The sequence below is a fragment of the Candidatus Hydrogenedentota bacterium genome (assembly GCA_035450225.1).
Taxonomy (GTDB): domain Bacteria; phylum Hydrogenedentota; class Hydrogenedentia; order Hydrogenedentales; family SLHB01; genus DSVR01.
This window is the reverse complement of the sequence record DAOTMJ010000025.1, coordinates 1-14,339: the sequence shown is the minus strand read 5'-3', so window position 1 is coordinate 14,339 and position 14,339 is coordinate 1. Positions and strand designations below refer to the sequence as shown.

Genomic DNA, 14,339 nt, shown 5'->3' with positions numbered 1-14,339 from the left:
CTTTGACGAAATCTTCCTGGAGCTTCCGGCGCTGCGGGGCCAAGAAGCGGCCGCCGTGTTCCATCGCCACTTTGGCCATCCCCGCTCATCGGGAAGTGGCAAAGGGTACCCCACGAAGCCTAATTCGCGCCGCGGAAATCACCGATCAAGAATTCCTCGCCACCCATGAGCGGCTCTGAACGAAAAACCTCAGCGGCAACGCACCGCCGAAGGGCGCCAATGGCTCAAGGCGAGAAAGAAAAGCGAATCCACCGGCATGGGGCCGCCTGTTCGCCCTTTTTGATGATCGTTGTTCACGCCTCGCGGCGATCGGCAAACCGGACGTGGTTGAAAAGCCACAGCGTGACGAATCCGAACGCGCCGACAAGGTGCCACACGGAATGCCACGCGAAGATTCGCAACGACACCTGATCGTTTCCCGCCGTGGCAAGGAACAGCCCGCACAGGAACATGGCCACGATCAGGTAGAAGAGTCCGCGGGCCTCGCGGGGAATGCGGGCGTGATTCGCCGCGAACAATCCCACCACGACGAAACAGTTGAGGATCAGCGCAACCTCTCCCACATAAAATTGGCCGAAGGATCCAAAGGCCAGCAACGGTTTCTTCGGCACGAGGGAGATTTCGAGGAAAAGCCAACCGATAACGATCAGATTGGCGCTGGTTGAAACCAACGCCAGCCGGCGACGGGCTTCCGGCTTGAGGAAATCGCCCGCCACTGCCAGTTGCAGCGCCCATGCAAGGAGGATGTTCGTGCCGACATCGAAAAACGACGCGACGCGGTTGCCCTCATAGGCGTGCAGCCAGACCGTCGGAATGCCGGTAATCAGCACGCAGGCGTAGACGAACACCCACCGCCTCGGCTGGCGTCCGGCCAATGCCGTGAACAGCAGCGGCATGATGCCGCCGAGGCAGGTGGCGAAACTCGTGACGGCGTTGGCCAACTGGGCTTTGTGGAGAAACGGCGCCAGCGCCTGGACGGTTTGCGGATCCATGAAATGTGCCTCCTACTTCTTTTTTTGAATGCAATACAGACCTGTCCCGGCGCGTTCCGGTGTCAGCAAGGGTCTTGGCGTGTGGTGGGGTGCGAAGTTTTCGAATATCCGCGCACGGATTTGCGCTAGGCATTTTTCGGCATGGCCGTTTAGGGGCGCCTGTCCTCCCGCCATCGTCAGGTGGCCGCCCCCGTCGCCGATGCCGCGCAGGGCGTTGTGCATGCGTCCGGCGGCGTTCCCCCGCGGCGATCGCGCCCGGGCGGACAGGTACACACGGTCGCCGCACACGCCGTAGCACACCGCGGCGGTGATGCCTTCAAGACGCAAAAGGCGATCCGCAACCTCGGCAATCATGTCACGGTTGAGGCAGCGGGGAATGAAACTGACTAGGGTCGTGCCCGCAATCTCGCAAGTCTGAAGGCTGTCCGCGAACATCCGAAAATAATCCTTGGGCAGGGGCGCATGTTGGATGCGCGCCAGTTTGCGCTTGTCGGCCTGCAAAAAAAGATCCTGGTAGGCGCGTACATCGGCCGGGCCCGATTCCCGGCCCAGATCCTGGGTGTCCGATTGGATGCCGTAAAACATGGCCGTGGCCAGGTTGCGGCCGATCGGCACGCCGGCCGCCAGCAGATATTCGTGGAGTATCGTCGTCGCCGCCCCGTAATGCGGGCGAATATCGGCAAATGTCGCGTGCCATCTGCATCGTTTCGGCGCCAGATGGTGATCAATGACCACATCCACCCGCCGACCCGCCGCCACGATGTTGTTGCCAAAGCCCGGCTGGGCATCCACAAGGCAAACGATGTCGAACCGGGCCGCTTCTTCCCTGGAAACATGCCGCGCGGGAATTTTGAGCACCTCAATCATGGCGCGGTTTTCCGCGCGCCCGCAGATTCCGCCATAGCCGATCGTGCAACGCTTCCCAAGACGGGCGTACAGGATTTCGCGCAGGACGGCCGCACAGGCCAGCGCGTCCGGATCGGGATTGTCCTGCAGCAGAATCGCCGTGCGCCCACGCCGATCGCACGCGCGCAGCAGCGCGTGCAGACGTTCTTCCGGCGTGCCGGATAGAGGGTGTGTATGGATGTGCGGGCCGGTGCTCATCACACGTTGAACCGAAACAGAACGATGTCGCCGTCCTGGAAAATGTATTCCTTGCCTTCCAGGCGCATGTGGCCCTGCTCGCGCGCTTTGGCCATGGATCCGGCCTGCATGAAATGATCGAATCCGACGATTTCCGCCCGGATGAAACCGCGCTGGATGTCCGAATGGATGACGCCCGCCGCGTCCACGGCCTTGGTGCCTTTCCGAATGGTCCACGCGCGCACTTCCGGCTCGCCCGCCGTCAGAAAACTCATGAGTCCGAGCATGTCGTAGGCCGCCTGGATGAAGCGCGTCCGCGACTCCTCGCCCAATCCGAGGTCATCCCGAAAGGCCTGGCGCTCGGATTCAGGCAACTGCGCCACCTCGAACTCCATCTCGCCGCACAGATCGATCAGCGGGATTTGATGCTCTGTCGCGAACGCCTGCAATCCCGACGGATCCGGCGTTCCGATGGATTCCTCGCCGTAATTGCCGAGCAACATCAACGGCTTTTGCGACAGGAAGCAGAAACCGGCCAGATCGTGAACCTCGTGCGGATCCAGGGAAAGCGTCCGCAGCGGCGCACCGCCTTCGATATGCGCGCGGCAGCGTACAAGCAAATCGTGTTCGGGCCCTTTCTTGTGTTCCTTTTCAATGCGCTCGATGCGTTTTTCGATGACGATGAGATCCGTGAGTTGAAGTTCTTCCTCCAGCATTCGGGCATCGCGCACGGGATCCACGGATCCCGCCGGGTGCATCACGTCCTCGTTCTTGAACGCCCGCACCACGTGGACCAGTGCGTCCGTGTTCTTGAGGTGAGTAAGCGCCGCGCTGTCGAGGACTTTCTTCTCGCCCATCGCCTCGTTCGGCGCGATGTCAATGAACTGGATCTCCGCGTAGGTGGTTTTTTTCGGTTTCACAAGCGCCGCCAGCCGGTCCACGCGCGCATCGGGCACCTTGATGACGGCGACGTTGGCGTCCCGGCTGCCGAATGCGCCGACGGCCGCATGCGCGCCGCTCAACGCATTGAACAAGGTGGTCTTGCCCGACCGGGCCAGACCGATGATGCCGATTTTCATGACGATCCGCTCCTTCCGTAGTCACGCCACATGCTACCAGCAACCGTGAATGCCGCGCAATCATCCCTACAAAGATCCGACCGCCGGAGTATCTCCGTCACGCAAATGCTATAATGGAACCGTTCGGATGGCCGGTGGGGCCGGGAGAAACGACGATGGAAAAACGCATAGGTTCTTCGATCATCGAGGTGGTTCAGGGCGATCTGACATGCGAGGACGTGGACGCGATTGTAAACGCCGCCAACAAAAGCCTGTTGGGCGGCGGGGGCGTGGACGGCGCCATCCATCGCGCCGGCGGCCCGGCGATCCTGGCGGAGTGCCGGAAACTCAACGGCTGCGAAACGGGCGACGCCAAAATCACGACGGGCGGCAATCTCAAGGCGCGGCACGTCATTCACACCGTCGGACCGGTCTACCGCGACGGCAGGCACAATGAACCGGCCTTGCTGGCCAGTTGCCATCGGCGCAGCCTTGAAGTGGCCGTCAAGCATGGATTGAAAACCGTGTCGTTCCCGGCCATCAGTTGCGGCGTCTACGGGTATCCGATCCCCGATGCCGCCCGGATTGCCGTTGAAACCGTCGCGAATTTCCTCCGGGAAAATCCGTCCATCGAACGCGTGCGATTTGTCCTGTTTTCCAGGGAGATCCGCGATATTTTCGCGAAGGCGCTGGAAGAGGCGAAGGCCTGATCCGGCGTTAGAGGGACAATTGCCGCGCCACAATTTCCGCAAGGTCCAGCACTTCAGTGTCCTGTCCCTCGCGCTTTGCGGCGTCGGACAGCATCGTGATGCAGAAGGGGCATGCGGCGGCAATGCAATCCGCCCCGCCTGCCGTCAATTCATTGAAACGAAGGACGTTGATCGGTTCGCCGAGATGTTCCTCAAGCCACATGCGGCCGCCGCCCGCGCCGCAGCAGAAACCTTTTTCCCGGTCGCGCGCCACGGGCGCCATTTTTTGGCCGGCGGACGCCAGAACGCGCCGTGGCGCATCGTAGAGGCCGTTATGCCTGCCCAGATAGCAGGAATCGTGAAACGCGACGAGCGGGCCGCCGTTCGTTTCGAGATTCAGGCGGCCGGACTCAATCATCTCCTGAATGAACGCCGCATGATGCACCACCTCGTATGCCGCGCCGAAGGCGGGAAATTCGTTTTTAAACGTGTTGTAACAATGCGGACAGGTCACGAGAATTCGCTTGAAGGCGTAGGTATTCAGGGTTTCGGCGATTTCCCGCGCGGCCATCTGGAACAGGTATTCGTTGCCCAGACGGCGCGCGCTTTCGCAGGTGCAGCGCTCCTCTTCGCCGAGCATGGCGAAATCCACGCCCGCCGCCTTCAGAATGCGCACCATCGCCTTCGAGATGTTTTTGCATCGATCGTCGTAGGATCCGCTGCAGCCCACCCAGTACAGCACGTCCGCGCCGCCCTTCTCCGCCATCACCGGCACTTCGAGCCCGTCGGCCCACGCGGCGCGGTCGTTGCGGGCGAAACCCCATGGATTGCCGGCGGTTTCCATGTTGCGAAACGCCGTGGCGGCGGTTTCGGGAAAATCGGACTCCATGAGCACAAGATGGCGGCGCATATCGGTGATTTTGTCAATATGCTCGATGGCCATCGGGCAATGTTCCATGCAGGCCGCGCAGGTCGTGCACGCCCATACGGCGTCGGCGGCAATCGGTCCGCCGACAAGCGCGCCGGTTTCGTCCCCGCGAAGCAGCGGCGACGCATTGGACAACAGATGATGTTTTAGATCCACGACGAGTTTCTTGGGGCTTAGCGGTTTCTTTGAAACGTGGGTTGGACAAAACTCCTGGCAACGGCCGCACTCGATGCAGGCATACAAATCGAGCAGTTGTTTCCAGGAGTACTCCGCCATGCGCGACACGCCGAACGATTCCGCGTTTTCATCTTCCAGATTGAGTGTCGTCATCTGACCGCGCGGGCGAAACCGGCGGAAAAGCAGATTGAAGGGTCCCGCGACAAGGTGGACATGCTTGGTGGGAATGACAAGCAGCCCAATCAGGGCAAGATGCATCAGTCCATCGCACCACCATGCGACATGCGCCGCCACGACAAGCGGACCGGGTCCAACAGCGGCAAACCCGCGCGCAAGCCACGACGCCACGAAATGCCATTCGGCATTAGGCAATTTTCCCAAGGCCATCTCCGTGGCTTTCGCGCAAAGATAGGCGGCCATCGCGCCCGCGATAAACGTGAAGACGATCGCCGATTCCGGCGAAGGACGCGTCAACAGGTCCGGCCGCAGCACGTGTCGGCGAAACGCCAGACCCGCAATGCCCGCAATGATCAACACGGCGAACAGATCGGCCGTCGCCGCGTAAATGTTCGCAAGGAACGTTTGTCCGAAAAGGTTGAAGCCCGGCAGGAACGCGCCCGCAAAATGGTTGATCGTGTTGACCGCAAACACGAAGAATCCCCACACGATCAACAAGTGCAGCGAGCCTATCCACGGTTTGCGAAATGTCCGCCGCTGCAACAGCACGTCAATCGCCGCGCCGGTCATGCGGGCTCCCAGATCGTGGAGGCGATCTTCGGGATCCGGCTTGCCCGCGCGCCGGATGAGGCGCACGAGCACGAACGCCCGGTAGGTGAAATACCCCAAGGAAACCGCCACAATGACAGCGAATACCACCTTCTCGGGAAGCGTCAACATGCGGCGGGATTATCCCTTCGGCCCTTCGGTGACGACCCGGGTAAGCAGCGGGACCACCTCGAAGAGATCGCCCACGATCCCGTAATCGCATATTTTGAACACGGGCGCGTTCGCATCCTTGTTGATGGCCACGACAATCCGGGAAGTTCGCATGCCCGCCTGATGTTGAATCGCGCCCGAAATGCCACACGCCACGTACAGGTCCGGGCTGACCACCTTGCCGGTCTGACCGACCTGGTGGCTGGGTTCGATCCATTTCGCGTCCACCGCCGCGCGGCTCGCGCCAAGCGCCGCGCCGATTGCGTCGCACAACGCCTGGAGCACCGGCCACGTCTCCGGTCCGCCGATGCCGCGCCCGCCGGAGACGACGCGCTTGGCCTCGGTTAGTTCGATCGCACCCGCGGCCGTCATGACGGCTTCTTTGAGTTCGGTGCGGCAGGACACGGCAGGCGCGCCGCGCATGACAATCTCCGGCATGGCGTCGCCATCGCGTTCGACGGGTGTGACGTTCGGACGCAGCGTTGCCATCGCGGGCACATGCGTCATGCGAACATCGGCCAGCACCTTGCCGGCATAGATTGGTTTTCGGGTCATCAGGCCGCCGTCCCACCACACTTCCACGCAGTCCTGCGTCAGATCGACATCGAGCCGCGCAGCCACGGACGCGCACAATTCCTTGCCCAAAGCCGTCGCGGATCCCAAGACAACCGCCGCGTTCAGTTCGCGCACAAGGTCGGCAACGATGGAAACATGGCGATCGTTCGTGTAGTGCTCCAATGCCGGATCCGCATGACAGAACAGCCGACGGATGCCCAAACCCGCCAGTTGGGACAACTGATCGCCCGGATCCGCGCCAATATAGACCGCATCGAGCGCCAAGCCGGCGTCGCGCGCAACACGGCGTGCGGCGGAAGCGGTTTCCAATGCGCACGGCTTCAACGTGCCGCGTTGTTCGAGAATGGCAAGAATACTCATCGGTTCCCCTTTCTCACAACACTTTTTCCTGCTCGCGCAGTATGGCAACCAGTTGCCGGACCTGCTGGTCAAGTTCACCCTCGAGAATGCGCCCCAGCCGCGCCTGTCGCGGCAATGCCGCCGACACGATTGACATGCCGGGTTCCAACATCGCCCCGGACAAGCCAAGACTGTCAAGCGAAATTTCGCGGATCTCCTTCTTCTTGGCCTTCATGATATTGGGCAAGGTGGGATACCGCGGCACATTGATCCCCTTTTGCGTGCTGAACACGGCCGGCAATGGCGTCTCATACACATAGTAACCGCCTTCAATTTCGCGGTGCACCGTGGCGATATTTCCCGACAACGCCAATTGGGTAATCGTCGAAACATGCGGCCAGCCGAGCAACTCGGCCACCCGTTCCGGAACCTGTGACGCATCGTCGTCCACCGCCTGTTTGCCCGCAAGCACAAGATCCGCCGCCAAGTCGCGTAGAGCCGCCGCAAGCGCGTGGGCCGTGCCGCGCGGTGTCAAGGCGGTTTCGGCGGGCGATAGAATCAAGACGCCGGAATCCGCCCCCATCGCCAAGCCCGCGCGGATAATGTCCTTGGTTTCCGGCGGACCTACGCCCAGCAGAACAACATCCGCGCCGCCGGTTTCCTTGATTTTTACCGCCTCCTCGACGGCATATTCGTCGTAGGGACTCATCACATACTTGAGGCCGGAAAGGTCCACTGACTTGCCATCCGCGCCAATCTTGAAGACCGATGCGGTATCCGGCACGCGTTTTACGAGAACCACTATGCGCATATCATCTCCACCTTTCAAAAGCCAGTCTGGGCAGATTATGAAATTGGTCCAACCTCCTGCAAGTTTTATCCGGTCTCCGCCGGAGCAATATAAGATAGTCTCGGTTGATATTCGGGAGATCCCAACCTCAAGGCCGTCGGCGCAAACAAATTGCTTGACGCCTTTTGGGGCGCCGCTTATACTGCGCATGGAACAACGGCGATCATTGCCGGAACACGAAAGGAAAGGCGAAGCAATGACCAGCGAGGAATTCCGTGACGGGTATTATAAGGACAAGTATGGACGCTGGCAGCTGGACCGGCGATCCGGCGGGGATCGTCGGCTGGCGCGGAAGGATGGCGAACTGGCGCATGAACGGCGCAGGATGTACCGGCGCAAGGCCGATCGCGAACTTCTGAAAACAGATCACCGCGCCATGATCAACGAAGCGCTTGACGAATTCGCCGGAGAACACGGCGGGCATTTGTAACATCCGGTCCGGTTTTACTGGGTGGAGAGAACCGCGTCGGCCTTGCGTTTGAGTTCAATCGCGGCATCCCGCCCGGTCTTGAGCCCGGCCAAGACTTCCGTTTCCGCTTTTTCAACCAACGCGCGCACCTCCTGCCATCCCCCAAGATTCGGCTCGGACTTGGCAAAAGGCAGACAATCGAACGCAGCCCGATTATAGGGCCACGCATCCCAGAATTTTTTCAGGCCCGGATCGTCCGCCGCCGACTTGCGGATGGGCAGGTAGCCGGTGCCCAGCGCCCAGCGCACGCCAATCTCGCGCGAGGTAAAAAACTTGACGAAATCCCACGCGGCCTGCTGTTGTTCGGGGGTGGTGTTGAAAATGCAGATGTTCGGCCCGAACAGAACGGTGCGCGGATTGGCGGGATCGCCCTGGGGTAGGCGCGCCATCCCCCATTGATCCTGGGCGCCCTGCATGAGCATGGCCACGTTGGTGCGGCCTGAACTCGAACGAATGCAAAACGCCACGCTGCCTTGCGCAAGCGCCGTCTCATCGTCGTAGGATCCTGGCGTTATTTGATAGCCCAATTTTTCTTTTGCAAGCGTCTCGATAATCTCGAAAGCCTGGATGGCCTGCGGCGAATCGAACAATGTCCGTTTGCCGTCGCAGAGGTCGCCGCCGAGGCTGAAAATCATGCCGGTAATGGTCGAACAATCCACGGAAACGGCATAGGCGGGCTTGCCGGTTTTCGCCTTGATCCGGCGGCATTGATGGATGAATTCATCCCACGTCGCCGGCGGCGCGTCGAAACCCGCCTTGGACAATACTTCTTTATTAAAATATAACATCAGAACGCTTTTGCAGAAGGGGAAGGACAGCATTTTGCCGCCGAAGTCCGGGTATCGGTTGGTTTCGAACACCACGGGATAGAAATCGTCCAGTTCCTCCGGACCGAGTCCCGATTTGGCGTCGTGTACAAATGGTTCGAGATCGGCTACGGCGCCGGCTTGCGCGTATTCGGCGGTCATGCTCTGGTAGGCCACCGCCATGGCCGGTAAGGCGCCCGCTTGAATGCTGGCGGACACTTTCCGGAAAATGTCGCTGTACCCGCCGGTGTGTTCAATCTTGATCGAAAGGCCATGGGGCCGTTTCGCGTTGAATTCATCCACAAGCGTGCGAATCAATGCCCCGGTTTCGGTGGTTTGCCGGTCCCAAAAGACGGCCACGGAGGGATCAATCGGCTTGAATGGGGGCTTTTCGGAGGCCGACGGGGCGCCGGCCGGCCCTCCGCTTCCACATGAAGTCAGGAAGGCGCACACGAACCCCCACACGCACCATCGGAACATGGTTTTCTTATCCTTTTAATCCGGAGCCTAGCGAACTTTCGAGAAAGTTTTTTTGCGCGGCGAAGTATAACGCCACGGTAGGCAAAATCACAATAGTGGACGCGCACATGAGCAGGTGCAGGCGAACGCCTTCCGCGCCCGAAAACACGGTAAGGCCCACCTGAACGACCCGCATTGTGTCCTCGCTGGTGACGACGAGCGGCCAAATCAACGAATTGTAACTGCCCAGGAACGCAAACAACCCCACCGTGACCAAGGCGGGTTTGACCAGCGGCGATCCCACACGCAGCAGGAAGCGCAGGTGGCCGCAACCATCCACTTTGGCCGCGTCGAAATAGTCGCCGGGCAGCGCCATGAAGGCTTGCCGCATCAGAAAAATCGAAAACGCGTTCGCGCACCACGGGACGATCAGCGCGGGATAGGCATTGTACCAGCCCAGCCTCCGAATCATGGCGAAATTAGGAATGAGCGTCGCTTCAAAGGGCACCATCATCGTCGCCAGCACAACTCCGAAAAGCAGCGAACGGCCGCGAAAGTCCAGCCGGGCAAACGCATATCCGGCCATGAGCGACGAGACGATCACCGCCGCCGTCACGGCGGTTCCCACCAGGAAGGAATTGAAGAAATACCGGCCGAACGGAGCGGCCTGAAACGTTTCGATGAAATTGCGCCACTGCCACTGGACGGGCAGCAGATGCAGGGAAGGCGAAAGCGCTTCGGGGAGGGTTTTGAACGCGGTCGTAATCATCCACAGGAACGGAAAGGTCGTGGCGGCCATGCCGGCGGCAAGGAAGATATAAAGAAGAATGCGCCCGATCATTCGTAATGCACCCGCCGCCCGGCCAGCCGCCATTGAACAAGCGTCATCGCGACAATCGCGATGCACAACAGCGTGGCCACGGCCGCGCCGTATCCCCATCGCTGGTATTCGTAGAAGTTCGAGTAGATGTAAACGGTCACGTTTTGCGTGGTGTCCACGGGACCGCGGCCGTTGCCCGTCAGGGCATACAGGTTGTTGAACGCTTGGAACGCCTTGATGACGCTGACAATTGCAAGAAAGAAAATCGTCGGCGACAACAGCGGCAACACAACGTTTCGGACGACCTGAAGCGCGCCGGCGCCATCCATGCGCGCCGCCTCCTCCAACTCGCGCGGGATCGCGGTAAGACCCGCGAGAAAAACGACGATCATGAAACCGCTCGAATGCCAGATCTCGAAGAGGATGACGCAGCAAAGGGCAAGGCTCGGGCCGATAGTTGCGGGCACATGCCCCTGGGTCAGCAGATGCAAAACGCCGCGCGGTTCAAGCAGCCAGTCTTGCGGCGCCATGCCGGCATATCCGAGAACGACATTCGCCAGGCCGTATTGCGGATTGAGCAGGGCGCGCCAAATCATCGCCGCGGCCACGGCGGACGTCACATAGGGCAGGAAGTAAACCGTGCGAAAGAATCCGCGCCCACGCACGATTCGGTGAAGGCCGTAGGCAATCGTGAAACTCAAAGCCATCGTGGCGGGAATCGTTCCTATTGCATAGTAGACGGTAACGAAAAAACTGTGCCAGAACGTTTCCGATCGCAACGCTTCGGCATAGTTGGCAAGCCCGACGAAACGTCCCATGCCGTACTTGCCGCCGTAAAGGCTCATGTGAACCGCGTGGAAAAGGGGAAACACGCCGAACATCCCCAGCACCAACAAGGCTGGGGCCGATAAAAATACGGCCAGAACGCCATCGCCGCCAAGACGGCACCGAGTTTGATCAAAAAGAATATCAAGCCGTTCGAGGAAACTGTCGAAAAGACGCGCGATGCTTTCCAGGATATTCATTCGCCCATGGAACCCTCGTGGGCGCGCAATTCCGGCACGAATTCCTCGATCAGGGCGATCGTGCGGCCGACGGCGCCCCGGTTCGCCGCAATCGCCGCACGTCCCCGCTCGACCAATTCCCGCCGTTCTCCGGGCGTAGTCAAGAGACGTTCGAGGACCGGCAACAACTCGTCCGGTGTCCGGATCTGAATCGCCCCGCCGTGCGCAACGAGTTCGCGGGCGGGATCCATGAAGTTGCGCATATAGGGTCCGAATACGACCGGTGAACCCGCCGCGACGGGTTCCAGCGGGTTATGGCCGTTCACGCCCGGATAGAAACTTCCCCCAACGACGGAAACCGTCGCCAGCGCATAGAAATCCGCCAGTTCTCCGACGGTATCGAGCAGGATAATCCGCGCGTTTGACGGCGCTCCGCCACCGAGAATTTCCGATCGCCGCTGAATCGGTTCGTTGAAAGGCGCCACAGCCTCCGCAATCCGTGCGGCATGGCGCGGCGCGAGGAGGAGCCGTAGCGAGGGAAACCGATCGCGAAGCGCTTTCCAGCAGTGCGCGGCCAGCGCCTCGTCTCCGGGACGGGTGCTTCCAAAGGCCAAGACGGGCGCGTCTTCCGGAAGACCGTGTCCGGAACGCAGGCGGGCGACCGCGGATGGATCGGCGCCCATGCGCAATCCGTCGAATTTGACGCTGCCCGTAATGCGCACGCGGACAGGATCGGCGCCAAGTTCGACAAGGCGTTTCGCATATTCCGCGTTCTGCATGCCGGCCGCTGACAACTGCCGAACGACGGGACGCAACCAGCGCGCAAATCGCACATACCGCGCGTGGTGCTTGTCGCTCAGGCGGCCATTGATCAAAAGAACCGGAGCGCCTATACGGCGGGTTTCCCGCAGGACGTTCGGCCATAATTCGGTTTCGATGAGCGCAAGCGCGCACGGTCGCGCCCAGGCCAGAAACCGCCGCACCGTCGCTACTGTATCGAACGGAAACCACGTCTGGGGAATGCCGGGGCAAGTCTCCCGGGCCAACTGGCGGCCGGCAACGGTCGAGGAGGTCAGGAGCACGGGAAAGCCGGGCCGATGTTCGGCAAGGGCCGCCAAAATCGGGCGCGCAACGCCAATCTCCCCCACGCTGCAGGCATGAATCCATAACGGGCGATTCGGAATCGTTTCGGGGGGAGGCGGGTTCCAACGGGCACGCAAGGGCTGGTGGCGTTTGCCTATGGCAAGCCACGCCGCACCCACGGGAGCGGCCATGGATGTAATTGCACGATACAAAAGATACATGCGCTTGTAGCGCCGAAATCCGATTCGGCCCGGGCGTTGGCGAATCAGCCAAAGAAAACTTCGGCGTCACGCCTTCGACTGCTTAACTCAATCCACACGATCTCAGTCCAGACGCCTTTTATCGTTCGGCCCCGGTTTCACGGGCTTTTTGGGGGCTTTAGGTTCCGCCTTGGGCACAGCCGCCACCGGCGCCGTCACGTCCGACGGTTGGGCGGTTTCAGGCGCGGGAGCACCCGCATCAACCGGCGCAGCCGCCGCAGGCTCGGTCGGAGCCATCGTGCCCGCATTATCCACGGGCGGCGCCGTCCATTTCTCGGATGCGATGGGCGCGCTGGTGGTTCCCGCTTCGAAGAAGCGGCTGCCCGTTGTGTCAATGATGGTCGGCGTAACGAAAATCAACAGGCTCGACTGGCTAACGCTCTTGGATTTGCCCCGGAAGAAGAAACCCAGAATTGGAATGTCGCCCAGATACGGCATCTTCTGCTTGCCCTTGACGGTGCGATCCGCTACTAGGCCGCCCAAGACCAGCGTGTCGCCGTCATGCACGATGACGTTGGTCCACACGGCCTGCGTCGTCATATTGGGCAGCGTAATCTGATCGTTCAACTCTGTTCCGTTGACGATGGATCGTTGCACGAAGGTCTTGTCCGATCCCTTGGCGGTGACCTGGGGATTGAGCCATAGGCGAACCTGATCACTGCCGCTGATCTGCGGGGTCACGGAAAGCGTGATGCCGAAATCGAACCGCGTTGGCATGACGCTCTGGGTATAGCCGATATTGCCGCTGCTGCCAAGATTGCCCGTCGTGGAAACGAGCTCCGTGCGAACTTCGGCCACATAATATTCGCTGCTCAAATCGGCGATGACGGCCGGTTTCCGGTTCATCGTCGTGACGCGCGGCGCGCTCAGCAACTCGGATTCTTCCAGCGTGCTCAGGTAGTCGAAGGCCACGGTCGCGTTGTCGCCATCCTTGTTGTTGGTCAGCACGCCCGTAAGGCTGAACGAGCCGGGATTGACGCCCGTCTGGGCCCCGGGGCTGGCGAACGCCGCCATGGCCGCGGAAGCGATTGTGTTGGTAATGATGCTGGTTCCATCCGGCCGGCTGTAAAACGGAATGGGTTCGGCCACGCCGTCGCCGTTTATGTCGTAATTATAGGTATAACCGGTCAGCGAATTTGTGGTGCCCGTGGTGCCCGTGCCGGTGGTGGTGGTCGAGGTGCTGCCCGTCAGCGTCGGGAGTTTCCGCGCCTGGTTATTCATGTCGGACAACTGCGGAACGTTCCAGCGAAAACCGATGTTCTTCAGGTCGGAGGTCTTGACCGTGAGGAACTTCGCCTCGATGCTTACTTGTTTGGGTGTAACATCGAGCTGGGCCAGCTGTTTTTCCAGTTTGGCGATATTCGTGGGGGTATTGTGCACGATCAGCAGATTGGTGTGCGGCACATAGATCATTCGTGAAACCGGCTCTGAACTGCCCGGCTCGTACACATCGTCAATGAGCATGCGGAGCAAGCGGACGATTTCGGGTTCGTCTCCCATTGCGCTCAAGGCGCGGCCCGCCGCGCCGCCGAGGCCCGCCGCGCCGGTGGCGCCGGTAAGACCGCCGCCATACAGGCCGCCGGTCCGCGCCAAGGCGCCCGTGCCGCCGGAACTCAGACCGGCCATCCCGATGATGGAAGGCGTTTCACCCACGGACAGGTCGCTGATGGAGCCGAAAAGCATCGAAATGTTCGGGAATCCGCCCGCGCCGCCGAAACTTCCGCCCATCATGCCGCCGCCATAACCGCCCATACCGCCACGCATGCCGCCCATCATGCCGCCGCCATAACCGCCCATGCCGCCCATCATG

At 60.8% G+C, this 14,339-nt stretch carries 13 protein-coding genes; 2 read left to right on the top strand and 11 right to left on the bottom strand.

Annotated features, from left to right (window positions below; all coding sequences use genetic code 11):
• Positions 1–293: 293 nt before the first annotated feature.
• From P5540_13355 to ychF, 3 genes are read right to left on the bottom strand one after another with little or no spacing between them, the layout of a single operon-like run.
• Positions 294–992: a hypothetical protein gene (locus tag P5540_13355; protein ID HRT65802.1), complete on the bottom strand. Its 699-nt coding sequence runs from the start codon at positions 990–992 to the stop codon at positions 294–296.
• A 12-nt stretch (positions 993–1,004) separates the two neighbouring features.
• The gene (locus tag P5540_13350; protein ID HRT65801.1) at positions 1,005–2,096 is read right to left on the bottom strand and encodes a bifunctional oligoribonuclease/PAP phosphatase NrnA; all 1,092 of its coding nucleotides are present in this window, start codon (positions 2,094–2,096) and stop codon (positions 1,005–1,007) included.
• Positions 2,096–3,154 carry a redox-regulated ATPase YchF gene (gene ychF, locus P5540_13345; protein ID HRT65800.1) on the bottom strand — a complete coding sequence of 353 codons (1,059 nt, stop codon included), beginning with the start codon at positions 3,152–3,154 and terminating at the stop codon, positions 2,096–2,098. The genes P5540_13350 and ychF overlap by 1 nt, the downstream gene beginning before the upstream one ends.
• A 155-nt stretch (positions 3,155–3,309) precedes the next feature.
• Here ychF and P5540_13340 point away from each other — a divergent pair, with 155 nt between their 5' ends.
• The gene (locus P5540_13340) at positions 3,310–3,843 is read left to right on the top strand and encodes an O-acetyl-ADP-ribose deacetylase (GenBank protein ID HRT65799.1); all 534 of its coding nucleotides are present in this window, start codon (positions 3,310–3,312) and stop codon (positions 3,841–3,843) included.
• 7 nt (positions 3,844–3,850) lie between these two features.
• On the opposite strand, the gene P5540_13335 is transcribed toward P5540_13340, so the two are convergent.
• From P5540_13335 to P5540_13325, 3 genes are read right to left on the bottom strand one after another with little or no spacing between them, the layout of a single operon-like run.
• Positions 3,851–5,824, bottom strand: a complete 1,974-nt coding sequence (locus P5540_13335; GenBank protein HRT65798.1) for a (Fe-S)-binding protein — start codon at positions 5,822–5,824, stop codon at positions 3,851–3,853.
• Between the two features lie 9 nt (positions 5,825–5,833).
• Positions 5,834–6,799 carry an electron transfer flavoprotein subunit alpha/FixB family protein gene (locus P5540_13330; GenBank protein HRT65797.1) on the bottom strand — a complete coding sequence of 322 codons (966 nt, stop codon included), beginning with the start codon at positions 6,797–6,799 and terminating at the stop codon, positions 5,834–5,836.
• A 13-nt stretch (positions 6,800–6,812) separates the two neighbouring features.
• On the bottom strand, positions 6,813–7,589 hold the full coding sequence (locus P5540_13325; GenBank protein ID HRT65796.1) for an electron transfer flavoprotein subunit beta/FixA family protein: 777 nt from the start codon (positions 7,587–7,589) through the stop codon (positions 6,813–6,815).
• Positions 7,590–7,824: 235 nt separating this feature from the next.
• Here P5540_13325 and P5540_13320 point away from each other — a divergent pair, with 235 nt between their 5' ends.
• Positions 7,825–8,058 (top strand): hypothetical protein, encoded by a 234-nt coding sequence (locus tag P5540_13320; GenBank protein ID HRT65795.1) that lies wholly within the window; start codon positions 7,825–7,827, stop codon positions 8,056–8,058.
• 14 nt (positions 8,059–8,072) lie between these two features.
• Here the strand turns inward: P5540_13320 and P5540_13315 are convergent, their stop codons facing one another.
• From P5540_13315 to P5540_13295, 5 genes are all read right to left on the bottom strand, one after another.
• Entirely contained in the window at positions 8,073–9,383 is a 1,311-nt protein-coding gene (locus P5540_13315) for an ABC transporter substrate-binding protein (protein HRT65794.1), read from the bottom strand.
• A gap of 7 nt (positions 9,384–9,390) precedes the next feature.
• Positions 9,391–10,203: a carbohydrate ABC transporter permease gene (locus P5540_13310; GenBank protein HRT65793.1), complete on the bottom strand. Its 813-nt coding sequence runs from the start codon at positions 10,201–10,203 to the stop codon at positions 9,391–9,393.
• Positions 10,200–11,207: a sugar ABC transporter permease gene (locus P5540_13305; GenBank protein HRT65792.1), complete on the bottom strand. Its 1,008-nt coding sequence runs from the start codon at positions 11,205–11,207 to the stop codon at positions 10,200–10,202. The genes P5540_13310 and P5540_13305 overlap by 4 nt, the downstream gene beginning before the upstream one ends.
• On the bottom strand, positions 11,204–12,490 hold the full coding sequence (locus tag P5540_13300) for a glycosyltransferase N-terminal domain-containing protein (GenBank protein ID HRT65791.1): 1,287 nt from the start codon (positions 12,488–12,490) through the stop codon (positions 11,204–11,206). Before P5540_13300 ends, P5540_13305 begins: the two co-directional genes overlap by 4 nt.
• Before the next feature lie 102 nt (positions 12,491–12,592).
• A partial coding sequence (locus P5540_13295) for a hypothetical protein (protein HRT65790.1) occupies positions 12,593–14,339 on the bottom strand: 1,747 nt, incomplete at its 5' end.

What these genes read in the sequence shown, in the direction of transcription:
- P5540_13300 (HRT65791.1), bottom strand. Translation starts at nt 12,490, where the DNA reads ATGTATCTTTTGTATCGTGCAATTACATCCATGGCCGCTCCCGTGGGT.
- P5540_13330 (HRT65797.1), bottom strand. Translation starts at nt 6,799, where the DNA reads ATGAGTATTCTTGCCATTCTCGAACAACGCGGCACGTTGAAGCCGTGC.
- P5540_13320 (HRT65795.1), top strand. Translation starts at nt 7,825, where the DNA reads ATGACCAGCGAGGAATTCCGTGACGGGTATTATAAGGACAAGTATGGA.
- P5540_13355 (HRT65802.1), bottom strand. Translation starts at nt 992, where the DNA reads ATGGATCCGCAAACCGTCCAGGCGCTGGCGCCGTTTCTCCACAAAGCC.
- P5540_13310 (HRT65793.1), bottom strand. Translation starts at nt 10,203, where the DNA reads ATGATCGGGCGCATTCTTCTTTATATCTTCCTTGCCGCCGGCATGGCC.
- P5540_13340 (HRT65799.1), top strand. Translation starts at nt 3,310, where the DNA reads ATGGAAAAACGCATAGGTTCTTCGATCATCGAGGTGGTTCAGGGCGAT.
- ychF (HRT65800.1), bottom strand. Translation starts at nt 3,154, where the DNA reads ATGAAAATCGGCATCATCGGTCTGGCCCGGTCGGGCAAGACCACCTTG.
- P5540_13325 (HRT65796.1), bottom strand. Translation starts at nt 7,589, where the DNA reads ATGCGCATAGTGGTTCTCGTAAAACGCGTGCCGGATACCGCATCGGTC.
- P5540_13305 (HRT65792.1), bottom strand. Translation starts at nt 11,207, where the DNA reads ATGAATATCCTGGAAAGCATCGCGCGTCTTTTCGACAGTTTCCTCGAA.
- P5540_13315 (HRT65794.1), bottom strand. Translation starts at nt 9,383, where the DNA reads ATGTTCCGATGGTGCGTGTGGGGGTTCGTGTGCGCCTTCCTGACTTCA.
- P5540_13335 (HRT65798.1), bottom strand. Translation starts at nt 5,824, where the DNA reads ATGTTGACGCTTCCCGAGAAGGTGGTATTCGCTGTCATTGTGGCGGTT.
- P5540_13350 (HRT65801.1), bottom strand. Translation starts at nt 2,096, where the DNA reads ATGAGCACCGGCCCGCACATCCATACACACCCTCTATCCGGCACGCCG.